The sequence below is a fragment of the Streptomyces sp. SID3212 genome, from assembly GCF_009865405.1.
Taxonomy (GTDB): domain Bacteria; phylum Actinomycetota; class Actinomycetes; order Streptomycetales; family Streptomycetaceae; genus Streptomyces.
Genome location: NZ_WWJY01001144.1, coordinates 1 through 11,089, shown reverse-complemented (window position 1 = coordinate 11,089; position 11,089 = coordinate 1). Strand labels below are relative to the sequence as shown.

Below are 11,089 nucleotides of genomic sequence, written 5' to 3'. Positions count from 1 at the left end.
GTGGCGGCGCCCGCGAGGACGACCGTGCGGCGGGTGGGGTGGGTGGGTCTCCGCGTCTCTGACGGGTTCACTTGGCTCTCCGTATCGTTGGGGGGCGATTCCGGTGCTGAGCTGAACTGGCCTGTGCGGTACGGCACATGGCGGTGCCGTTCATCGGACGTCGTGCGGGCGGAGGACCTCGGTGATCCCTCGGGCCGCCAGATGCATCTTGTCCCCCGCGAGGCTCTCCAGAACCACCGCGGGCCTGTGACCTTCCTCCGTCAGCCGGGCGAAGGCCTCGAAGAACTCCCCGCCCGGCGCGCAGGTCGCGCGGTGCGGCGAGGTTTCGTCGTCCCCGGTGTCGAGGGCGAGCGCGGTGGTGCGGACGGCGGGCGTGTGCTGCCGGCCGCGCCGTTCCCGTACGATCCGGGCGATGGTCTCCCCGGCGGGCTTGACCTTCCGGTCGTTGGTCAACAGGCCGAGGCTGTATTCCAGTTCGGGGAAGTCGGCGAGGTCCCGCGACACGTCGTGGGAGCACCACCAGGTGACGCCCCAGACGTCCGGGCAGTCCAGGGCGTTGGCGACGGTCGCCTCGGTGAAGGCGGCGGCGTGGCCGGCAGGGATCAGCGGGGCCGGGGCGCCGACCTCCTGGAGCCAGACGGGCCGGTGCGGGTCGCGCGCCCAGGCCTTGGACAGCTCGATCAGGTACGCGGCGTGGTGTTCGGTGGCGCTGCCGGTACGGCCGTGGCGCTGGGCGGTGCCGTTGAACACCCAGGAGTGCACGGCGGTGACGGCGCCCAGCCGGGCCGCGTGGGCGGGGGTGAAGGGGTGGCCGTCCACGTACCAGGCCGCGTCGTACTCCGCGTGCAGGTGGAGCTTGCCGGGGGCGCCCTCCTCGCAGGCGTCGAGCAGCCGGGTGAGCCAACTGCCCGCCTGGGCGGGGGTGATGGGGTCCGGATCGGGGTGGGGGTGGCCGGAGAACTGGTTGATCTCGTTGCCGAGGGTCATGCCGACGAAGTTCGGCCGGTCGGCGAGCGCGGCGGCGAGGGTCCGCAGGTACGTGGCCTGCCCGGCGACCACGTCGGGATCGGTGAAGAGGTTGCGCCGGTGCCAGGTCTGGGTCCAGGCGGGCAGGAAGTCGAAGCTGGACAGGTGGCCCTGGAGGCCGTCCACGTTGACGTCGAGGCCGCGTTCGGCGGCGGCATCGGCGAGCTGGACGAGCTGTTCGACGGCGCGGGGCCTGATGAGGGTGCGGTTGGGCTGGAAGAGCGGCCACAGCGGGAAGACCCGGATGTGGTCGAGGCCGAGTCCCGCGATGGAGTCCAGATCGGCCCGTACGGCGTCGAGGTCGAAGTCCAGCCAGTGGTGGAACCACCCCTGGCTGGGCGTGTAGTTGGCGCCGAAGCGCGGCGCGGAAGGGCTCATACCGGCGGAAGGGCTCATACGGCAGACGGTTCCTGGTTCTCGGTCGGTGGAGGTCGGGGGTACGGGCGCGAGGCTCAGCCCTTGACGGCACCTTCGCCGACGCCCCGGAAGAAGTACCGCTGGAGGCAGGCGAACAGGGCGATCAGCGGGGCCACGGCGATGATCGTGCCCGCCGCGACGAGCCGTTCGTCGTTGGCGAAGGTGCCGTGGAGGTAGTTCAGCCCGATGGTGAGGGTGAACCTGTCCGGGTCGCTCAGCACGATCAGCGGCCAGAGGAAGTCGTCCCAGGCGCCCATGAAGGCGAAGATCGCGACCACGGCGAGGGTGCCCTTGACGGAGGGCAGGGCGATCCTGAGGAACCGCTGCCAGACGTTGGCACCGTCCACAAAAGCCGCTTCCTCCACCTCCAGGGGGAGGTTGAGGAACGCGTTGCGCATCAGCAGGACGTTGATCGCGCTGATGGAGCCCGGCAGGAGCACCCCGATCAGGGTGTTGTTCAGGCCCAGCTCCCGCATGGTGGTGAACTGGGCGATGATCAGGCCCTCGACGGGGACGAGCATGGCGAGGACGAACGCCAGCGTCGCCGCCCGCCGCCCCCGGTAGCGCATCCGGGCCAGGGCGTAGCCGGCCAGCGCCGCGCCGACGCAGTTGGTGACCACGTTGGCGGCGGCGACCTTGAGCGAGTTGAACGCGTAGTCCCACACCGGGATGGTGTCGGCGACCCGGCCGTAGTTGTGGAGGGTCGGATCGCCCGGGAGGAACGACGGCGGGGAGCTGAAGATGTCCTCGTGCGGGCCCTTGAGCGAGGTGGACAGCTGCCAGAGGAACGGGCCCACCGTCAGGGCCAGTACGGCGATCAGCAGGACGTACCGCAGGACGAGCTGCCAGGGCGCGACCCGCCGCCCGTCGGCGTCGGTGACCCGCATGGCTCGTCGTCCGTCCGTTTCGGTGGCTGTCGGCACGCTCACGCGTCCTCCTTGCGGTCGGCGCGGAGCACCAGCAGCATCAGGGCGACCACCACGACGAAGACGACGACGGAGAGGGCGGAGGCGTACCCGACCCGCCCGCTCAGTCCGGTGCCGACGCGCTGTACGAGCATCACGAGGGTGGTGTCCTCACCGGCGGGGCCGCCGTTGGGGCCCGCCATCAGGTAGACCTCGGAGAACACCTTGAAGGCGGCGACCGAGGAGAGGGCCGCGACGAGGACCATGGTGGAGCGGACCGCGGGGACGGTGACGGTGACGAACCGCCGTACGGCACCCGCCCCGTCCACGGCCGCGGCCTCGTGCAGCTCACGCGGTACGTTGGCCAGCGCGGCCAGGTAGATGATCATGTAGTAGCCGAGGCCCTTCCAGACCGTGACGGCCATGGAGCTGACCAGCAGCAGCCACTGGTCGCTGAGGAAGCCCACCTTCCCGACCCCGACGGTCTCCAGCAGCGCGTTGATCAGGCCCCGGTCGTCCAGCATCCACACCCAGATCAGCCCGACCACGACGATCGAGGCGACCACCGGGGTGTAGAAGGCGGCGCGGAAGAAGGCGATGCCGGGGATGTGCCGCTGGACCAGCAGGGCCAGCAGCAGCGGCAGGATCACCAGCGCCGGGACCACCCCGAGGACGTAGAGCGCGCTGTTGCGCAGGCCGATCCAGAACATGTCGTCGTCGAGCAGCTCGCGGTAGTTGGCGAGCCCGACGAAGTGTCCCGGCAGCAGCGTCCGCCGGTCCGTGAAGGAATTGATCACGGTGCTGACGAACGGGTACAGGCTGAACACACCGACGATCAGCAGGCCGGGCGCGGCGAACAGCCAGGGGCTGTGCGCCAGATGGCGCCGGATGCCTCGGGCCGCCGTGGGGGCGGCACGGGCCGCCGTGGCGGGAGCGGGGTGGGTGGTTGTCATCTTCCGCTCGGCTCAGCTCTGCTGGAGCAGGCGGTCGCACGCCTTGACAGCGTTGTCGAGCGCTTCCTGGGGGCTCCGCTTGCCCTGGAGCGCCTTGGCCACCTCGTTGCCCAGCTCGGTCTTCATCTGGTCGCTGAACTGGACCGGGGTGTAATTGACCGCGTTCTTCAGGGACTTGGCGGCGGCTATCCGTACGCGTGTCTCGTCGGTGCCGTCCTCCTTGGTGAAGTACGGGTCGTCCAGGGAACCGGCGGTGCTCGGGAAGATGGCGACCTGCTTGGCGAACGCCATCTGGCGGGTCGCGTCGGTCACGAAGTGGCCGAACGCGACCGCCGCGGGCTTCCGCTTGCTCTGCGAGTTGACCATCACCCCCATGACGTACATGTTCGCCTTGCCGGTGTTGGTGATCTGGTCGGTGATCCCGATGTTCTTGTACAGGTTCGGCGCCTGCTTCTTGAAGTTGCCGAGGTCCAGGGCGCTTCCGGGGTTCATCGCCACCGACTCGGTGAGGAACTTGTGCCCCGCCGACTCGGGGGTGGCGGTGAGTGCCTGGGGGTCGAGCGCCTTGGCGTCGTACAACTCCTTGTAGCGGGTGAGCAGTTCCACGCCCTTGGCGTCGTTGAAGGCGAAGCCCGTACCGGCCTTGTTCGTCAACTGGGCGCCGTAACGGCCGAAGTCCTCGATGGTGGGCACGTTGGCGAGGGTCGCGATCTTTCCGCCGCTCTTCTCGGCGATCCGGAGCCCGGCGTCGAAGACCTCGTCGTACGTGGTCGGCGGCTTCTCGGGGTCGAGGCCCGCTTCTTTGAAGAGGCGCTTGTTGTAGAACAGCGGCCCGGTGTTCAGGTACCAGGGGAAGGCGTACGTCCCTTCCACGCCCGGCACTTGATCGCCCGCCCAGGCGCCCGGCAGGTACTCCTTGCGGTACTGGGCCGCGGACTTGTCGAGGTCCAGCGCGAGTCCGGCCTTCACCAGCGGGGCCAGCAGGTCCGGCGAGACGTTGACGACGTCGGGGAGGGTGCCGCCGGCGGCGTCGGCGCTGATCTTGTCGGCGTAGCCGTCGGCAGGCCGGTCGACCCACTTCACGTCCGTGCCCGGGTACTTCTTCTCGAAGTCGGCGATGACCCCGTTGAAGTAGTCCTTGAAGTTGGCCTGGAGGTTCCAGGTCTGGAAGGTGATCTTTCCTTCGATCTTGCCGGAGGCGTCCGGGGACGAGCCCGCGTCGGACCCTCCCCCGCAGGCACTGAGGGGCAGGACGGTGGCGAGGACAACGGCGGCTGCGACGGTTCCGCGGGGGATACGCACGGTGAACGGCTCCTTTGCTCGGACCAGGCGTGCGCGGGCGGACCGGAGCTGAGGACATCCGGGCCGCCCGCGCCTCGCAGACATTGCAATGCGCCGGGGGGAAAGTCAACAGATCGGTCGCGGATAAGTCGCATGGAAGGCAGGAGAAGATCAATGGACACGGCATATCAGCAGCTCAGAGCGTTGTCACAGTGAGATTACGATAGATCACTAATGCGCTTTAGCTTCTCCAGCTCAAGCGCATTAGTGCGCCCGGCGACTTCACTCGCCCGGGACGGCGGGAAGGCATACGATGCCCACGTCGGACATCGGGCGGGAACGCGGGATCGGGGCATCGGGTGGCAGCGAAGGGGACGTCGTCGGGAGGGACCCCGCCGGCCAGGCGCACCCCCGCCCGCCGCCCGACCATGAAGGACATCGCCCAGCGCGCCGGCGTGTCGGAGAGCGCCGTGTCCTTCGCCCTCAACGACCGGCCCGGGGTCTCGGAGGTCACCCGCGACCGGGTCAGGCGGGTCGCCGAACAACTGGGCTGGCGGCCCAGCACCGCCGCCCGCGCGCTGTCCGGCGAGGGCTCGGCCACGGTCGGCCTGGTGCTGGCCCGGCCGGCCGCGACACTCGGCGTGGACTCGTTCTTCCTCCAGCTGATCTCCGGCATCCAGGAGGTGCTGGCCCGCCGCCAACTCGGCCTGCTCTTCCAGGTGGTGGAGGACGTCGACGCCGAGTGCGCGGTCTACCGGCGATGGTGGGCGGAGCACCGGGTCGACGGGGTGCTCGTCGTGGACCCGAGGACCGACGACCCCCGGCCCGACCTGCTGGACGAACTGGGCCTGCCCGGCGTGGTCATCGGCGCGCTGCCCGGCAGCGACGTGGGCCCGCACCCCGGCCTCTCGCAGGTACGGGCCGACGACACGGGCGCCATGGCGTCCATCGTCGGCCGGCTGCACGAGCTGGGCCACCGGCGGATCGTGCACATCGCGGGGCTGCCGTCCTTCGCCCACACCGAGCGCCGGATCGAGTCGCTGCGGATCGAGGCCGCCCGGCGCGGCCTCGCCGAGGTCCGCTCCCTCACCACGGACTACTCGGACACCGAGGGCGCGGCAGTGACCCGGCGCGTCCTGGCGGAGGGCACCCCGCCGACCGCGCTGATCTACGACAACGACGTGATGGCCGCGGCCGGGGCGGCGGTCACGGCCGGGCTCGGGCTCTCCGTGCCCCGCGACGTCTCGGTCGTCTCGTGGGAGGACTCGGCGCTGTGCCGCCTCGTCCACCCCTGGCTGACCGCCCTCTCCCGGGACACGATCGGCTTCGGCCGGATCGCCGCCGGGGAGCTGGCCGCCCTGCTCGACGGGGGCGCGGCCCGCTCCGTACAGGTGCCGCTCCCCCGGCTGATCGAGCGCGAGAGCACGGGAGAAGCACGGGCCGAATCGATCCTGTCGCGACCATTGACACCCCGAGAGATCAAGTGATCTATTCACTTCCATGAGTCGCAGTGAGGTGTCACTGTCCGAGCATCTGGCGGACAGCATCGTTGAGATCATCCGAACCGAACGGCTGGTTCCGGGGGACGTCCTGGCGTCCTCCCGGGACCTGGCCCGACGGTTCGACGTCACCACGCCCACGGTCCGCGAGGCGTTGCGCAGACTTGAGGCCACCGGCGTGGTGGAGTTCCGGCACGGCTCGGGTACGTACGTGGGTCCTGGCAGCGAGCGGCGGCTGCTCGCCAACCCCCATCTCCCCCGCAGCAGCCGCGAGTCGGTCCTCGAACTGGTCGAGGCACGGCTCGTGCTGGAGCCCGCCGTGGCAGCCGCCGCGGCGCGGGTCCGGGAGGCCGGCGCGGTGGGCCGGCTGGAGGAGGCGGCGGTCAACGCGCTGCATCCGCCGGAGGATTCACCGGTCACCTCGACGCACTTCCACGTGGCCCTCGCCGCGGCCAGCGGCAACGCGCTGCTGCGGGAGGCCGTCGAGGCGTTGCTCCAGGTCAGGGCCACGGAGCAGGTCGAGATCCGGCACCGTTACAACGACCGTGCGCGGGACCACGCCGAGCACGTGGAGATCTTCGAGGCGGTACGGGACGGGGACGCGGACGCGGCCGAGCGGCTGACCCGGGACCACCTCGGGTCCATCCGCGCGGCGGTCCTCGCCGCCGACTTCCCGGGGGGCGAGCGATGAGCACCGACTCCCCGGCGGAGACCCGGCCGCCGCTGCGGCTGGCGGAGATGACCACCGTCGAGGCGGCCACCGCCGTCACGGCGAGCCCGGTGGTGATCATCCCGGCGGGCGCGTTCGAACAGCACGGCCCCGGGATGCCGTTGGCCACGGACACGATCCGGGCCGAGGGGGTGGCCGAACGGGTGGCCGCCGGACTCGACGGGCGTGTGGTGATCGGCCCACCGCTGCCGGTCGGGGTGTCGCCGCACCACCTCGCCTTCGCCGGGACGGTCACCCTGACCACCACCACGCTGGCCACGGTGGTCCGTGAGTACGTGGAGAGCCTCCACCGGCACGGGTGGCGGAAGATCCTCGTGGTGACCGGTCACGGCGGCAACAACGCCACCCTGACCACGGTGGCGCAGGACCTGCTCACCACCCACCCCGACCTCCAGTTCGCCTGGACCCCGGTCACCCCGCTGGCCGCCGATGTCGTGTCGGAGATGGGCGTCAGCGAGGTGCACGGTCACAGCGGGGAGGCGGAGACCGCCCAAATGCTCCACCTCGCACCGCACTTGGTGCACAACGACCGGCTGGTCCCCGGTACGACGGCCACCGACCAGCTCGATCCGCTCTCCCGGCTGGCCCGGCACGGCAGCCACCCCGCGCTCGCCGTGCGGTACGACCGGCTCAGTGAGAACGGTGTGCTCGGCGACCCGCGGTGGGCGACCGCCGAGGACGGGCAGGCGGTCGTGGACGCGGTCGTCGCCCGGGTGACCGCTTTTGTCAAGGAGTGGCTGGACGTCTGATCCCGTAACAGCCACACGAGCAGCACCACCAGCACCACCAGCACTGCCTGTACTGCCTGTACTGCCTGTACCCATCGCACCACCCGCACCACCGATGACGGCGTGTGCGGTGCCGTAGCACCGGCCTGCCCGGAGCGCCGCCCCGCACGCACCACCCCGCCCGCGATGCCGGGCCCGTACATCCCTGTCACGCGTTTCCCTGTCACGCGCCCACGGCGTCGTTCGTACGCCCGCGCGTCCCCGCCCCGCCCTGCCCGGGGCACCCCCAGCTCAGCACCCAGCACCCGTACCAGAGCCGTCCGCCGCCAGGCGTCCGGCAGAAGGAGCCTGCCATGAACAGCACCCTCCGGCCCAGAACCGCCCTCTCCCTCCGGCGGCTCGCCACCGCCGCGACCGGCCTCCTGCTGTGTGTCGCGGCGACCGCCACCACCGCGTCCGCCTCCGCCGCCCCCTCCCCCGCGTCTCAGCGGACCACGGGCAAGACGGCCTGCCGGCTGCCCGCGCCCCAGGCCGCCGGTACGAGCGAGGCCCACACCCTCACCAGCGGCGGCCGGGAGCGTTCGTACCGGCTGCATCTCCCCGCCGACTACGCGAAGAAGCGCGACTGGCCCGTCGTGCTGGCCTTCCACGGCCGCGGCAACACCGGCACCCTCACGGAGGAGTTCTCCAAGCTGTCGACCCTCCCGGCCGTCGTCGTCTACCCCGAGGGTGTGATCGGCACCGGCGACGGTGACCGGCAGGCCTGGCAGGGCGCGCCCTACGCGGCAGCCGGCGTCGACGACGTCGCGTTCACCGGAGACCTCATCGACACACTCGAAGCCACCCTCTGCGTCGACGAACGGCGGGTGTACGCCACCGGCAAGTCCAACGGCGCGGGCTTCGTCAGTACGCTCCTCGCCTGCCGGATGGCCGACCGCATCGCCGCCGTGGCGCCCGTCGCCGCCGCCCTCTACCCGACGGGGGAGACGTGCCGGCCGTCCCGCCCGGTGCCCATGATCGAGTTCCACGGCACCGGCGACGTGACCATCCCGTACGCGGGTGACGCCGACCGCGGCCTGCCCGCGATCGCCACCTGGGCGGCGGACTGGGCCGAGCGCAACGGCTGCCGCACCCGGCCGCGGGTACGGACCACCGCGCCCGACATCACCACGACCAGCTGGAGCGGCTGCGACCGCGGGGCCGACGTGCGGCACGTCGCCGTGACGGACGGCGGGCACACCTGGCCGGGCGCCGACGTCTACAGCGGCGGCGGCTACACCACCCAGACCGTCGAGGCGCACGAGGTCCTGTGGGCGTTCCTGCGGGACTTCCGCACGCCCCCGGCCCGCAGCCACGGCCACGGCCACTGACCGCTCCGCCGGTCCCCTGACCCCCCACGACGCAGGTCCACCCCTCCCCCTCGCCGATCCCGTCCCCTACTCTCACATCCGAGCAAGGAGCCGCTCCCCATGACCACACCGACCCCGCCCGCACCCCCCGGCAGAACGTCTCCGCCACCCGGCGACCCCGCGGACCCGGGCGGCCCGTCCGCCGCCGAGGGGGCCCGGCTGCCGCGCATCGTCCGCGCGATGGCCGTCATCGAACGCGCGGGCAACGCGCTGCCGCATCCGTTCTGGCTGTTCTGGATCCTCTCCGGCGTGCTCGCCGTCGTGAGCGCGTTCCTCGCCGCCGCCGACGTCTCCGTGGTCTCCCCGAGCGACCACAAGACCGTCGTCGTCCAGAACCTGCTCAGCGGTGACGGCCTGGCCATGGCCGTCTCCACCATGATCGAGAACTTCGCCACGTTCCCGCCGATGGCCACGATCGTCGTGGTGATCATGGGCGTCGCGGTGGCCGAGAGGACCGGTTTCCTCGCCGCGCTGATGCGGGTCAGCGTCTCGCGGGTGCCCGCCTCCTGGGTCGTGTTCGCCGTCGCCTTCGCGGGCACGGTGGCGCACGTCGCCTCCGCCGCCGCGTACATCATCCTCGTCCCCCTGGGCGGGCTGGCCTTCCGGGCCGTCGGGCGCTCCCCGATCCTCGGCATCGTCGTCGCCTACACGGCGATCGCGTCCGGGTACGACGCGAGTCCGGTGCCGACCCCCAACGACGCGATCTTCGCGGGCATCACCACGGCCGCGGCGAAGATCGTCGGCGGGGACGACGCGTACGTGTCGCCGCTCAGCAACTGGTTCTTCAACATCGCCTCGTCGGTGCTGCTCGCGATCGTCATCACCCTGGTGGTGCGGTTCGTGCTGAGCAAGCGGCCGGACCTCGACGCCGACCCGGACGCCGACCTGGAGGACCTGGGCGCGCTCACCCTGAGCCCGAAGGAGCGGTCCGCGCTGCGCGCCGCCGTGCTGACGCTGGTCGGCACGCTGATCGTGCTCGTCGCGGTGATGGTCCCGGCGTCGTCCCCGCTGCGGGGCGAGGGCGGCAGCATCGTCGAGTCGCCGTTCCTGGACGGCATCGCGGCGGTGGTCGCGTTCGTCTTCGGCCTGGTGGGGATCGTGTACGGGTACCGCTCCGGGTCGATCACCTCGGCCGGTGACGTACCGAAGCTGATGGGTCAGGGCATCAAGCAGATGGCACCGGTGCTGGTGCTGTTCTTCGCGATCGCCCAGTTCCTCGCGTACTTCGACTGGACCCGGATCGGCGACGTGCTCGCCGTCCGCGCGGCCGAGGCGCTGGAGCGGAGCGGGATGCCGATCGTGCTGGTGTTCCTGCTGATCCTGTTGCTGCTGACGCTGGTCAACGTGATGGTGACGAGCGGCTCCGCGATGTGGGCGCTGGCCGCGCCCGTCCTGGTGCCGATGCTGATGCTGGTCAGCGTCCCCGCCGAGACGACGCAGGCGCTGTTCCGGATCGCGGACTCCGGTTCGACCGCGATCACCCCCATGAGTCCGTACTTCCTGATGGCCCTCGGCTTCCTCCAGCGCTACCGCAAGAACGCGGGCATCGGCACGCTCGCGTCGTACACGCTGCCACTGGCGGTGGCGATGACGGTGGCCTGGACCGCGCTGTTCCTGATCTGGTGGGCGGTCGGCATTCCGCTCGGGCCGGGGGCGCCGGTGCGGTGAGGGGGGGCCGGGGGCTCATGTGTCGTACGGGCCCGGGGCGTCGGGAGCGCGTGATGTCGCGGCCAGTATCGAGGCCGGTGTTGCGCCCGCTCTCGCGGCCGGTGTTGCGGCCGGATGAATTCGCCGGCACGCCCCGGGCCCCGGGCGGGGGCGCCCCCGCCGCCCGGCCAGGTGACGGCGTCGCAGGTGGGGCGGGGGGCAGGACGGGGCGATGGGTTCCGTACGGTCGTCGCGCGCCCTCTCATGAGGGCGTTGACGTGCCCGGATGCCGCTGCCACGCTCCCGGCATGCCAGCGAAGCCGACGCCGTTCCCCGTACCGCCGCCGACCGAATCCGCGTACGACCGGCGGCGGTTGCGCCAGTGGCGCGACGGTGTGGCCGTGTCCGCCGGGGTGGAGCGGCGGGACCTGTTGAGGCTGCTCGCGGCGGCCTCCGTCGGTGGACCGTCGGCGGCGGGTTCCTTCGCCGCCGGC

The 11,089-nt window shown here is 71.4% G+C and carries 9 protein-coding genes and 1 pseudogene; 6 read left to right on the top strand and 4 right to left on the bottom strand.

Annotated elements, in window-relative coordinates:
- Window positions 1-150: 150 nt before the first annotated feature.
- The 4 genes from GT042_RS34265 to GT042_RS34250 all read right to left on the bottom strand — a co-directional run bounded on the left by GT042_RS34265 (window position 151) and on the right by GT042_RS34250 (window position 4,603).
- A complete protein-coding gene (locus GT042_RS34265; RefSeq protein WP_161312591.1) occupies window positions 151-1,404 on the bottom strand; it encodes a glycosyl hydrolase in 1,254 nt (417 codons plus the stop codon).
- A 74-nt stretch (window positions 1,405-1,478) separates the two neighbouring features.
- Window positions 1,479-2,330 carry a carbohydrate ABC transporter permease gene (locus GT042_RS34260; protein WP_161312590.1) on the bottom strand — a complete coding sequence of 284 codons (852 nt, stop codon included), beginning with the start codon at window positions 2,328-2,330 and terminating at the stop codon, window positions 1,479-1,481.
- A 38-nt stretch (window positions 2,331-2,368) separates the two neighbouring features.
- On the bottom strand, window positions 2,369-3,301 hold the full coding sequence (locus tag GT042_RS34255) for a sugar ABC transporter permease (RefSeq protein WP_161312588.1): 933 nt from the start codon (window positions 3,299-3,301) through the stop codon (window positions 2,369-2,371).
- Between the two features lie 12 nt (window positions 3,302-3,313).
- The gene (locus tag GT042_RS34250; protein ID WP_161312587.1) at window positions 3,314-4,603 is read right to left on the bottom strand and encodes a sugar ABC transporter substrate-binding protein; all 1,290 of its coding nucleotides are present in this window, start codon (window positions 4,601-4,603) and stop codon (window positions 3,314-3,316) included.
- A 407-nt stretch (window positions 4,604-5,010) separates the two neighbouring features.
- Between GT042_RS34250 and GT042_RS34245 the strand changes: the two genes are divergently transcribed.
- The 6 genes and pseudogenes from GT042_RS34245 to GT042_RS34220 all read left to right on the top strand — a co-directional run.
- On the top strand, window positions 5,011-6,069 hold the full coding sequence (locus GT042_RS34245; protein ID WP_161312589.1) for a LacI family DNA-binding transcriptional regulator: 1,059 nt from the start codon (window positions 5,011-5,013) through the stop codon (window positions 6,067-6,069).
- Window positions 6,070-6,082: 13 nt separating this feature from the next.
- The gene (locus GT042_RS34240; protein ID WP_161312586.1) at window positions 6,083-6,772 is read left to right on the top strand and encodes a GntR family transcriptional regulator; all 690 of its coding nucleotides are present in this window, start codon (window positions 6,083-6,085) and stop codon (window positions 6,770-6,772) included.
- Window positions 6,769-7,560: a creatininase family protein gene (locus GT042_RS34235; protein WP_161312585.1), complete on the top strand. Its 792-nt coding sequence runs from the start codon at window positions 6,769-6,771 to the stop codon at window positions 7,558-7,560. The genes GT042_RS34240 and GT042_RS34235 overlap by 4 nt, the downstream gene beginning before the upstream one ends.
- Before the next feature lie 332 nt (window positions 7,561-7,892).
- Entirely contained in the window at window positions 7,893-8,909 is a 1,017-nt protein-coding gene (locus GT042_RS34230) for a PHB depolymerase family esterase (RefSeq protein ID WP_161312584.1), read from the top strand.
- 99 nt (window positions 8,910-9,008) lie between these two features.
- The gene (locus GT042_RS34225; RefSeq protein ID WP_161312583.1) at window positions 9,009-10,616 is read left to right on the top strand and encodes an AbgT family transporter; all 1,608 of its coding nucleotides are present in this window, start codon (window positions 9,009-9,011) and stop codon (window positions 10,614-10,616) included.
- 287 nt (window positions 10,617-10,903) lie between these two features.
- Window positions 10,904-11,089, top strand: a pseudogene (locus GT042_RS34220) (hypothetical protein); the annotation flags it as partial.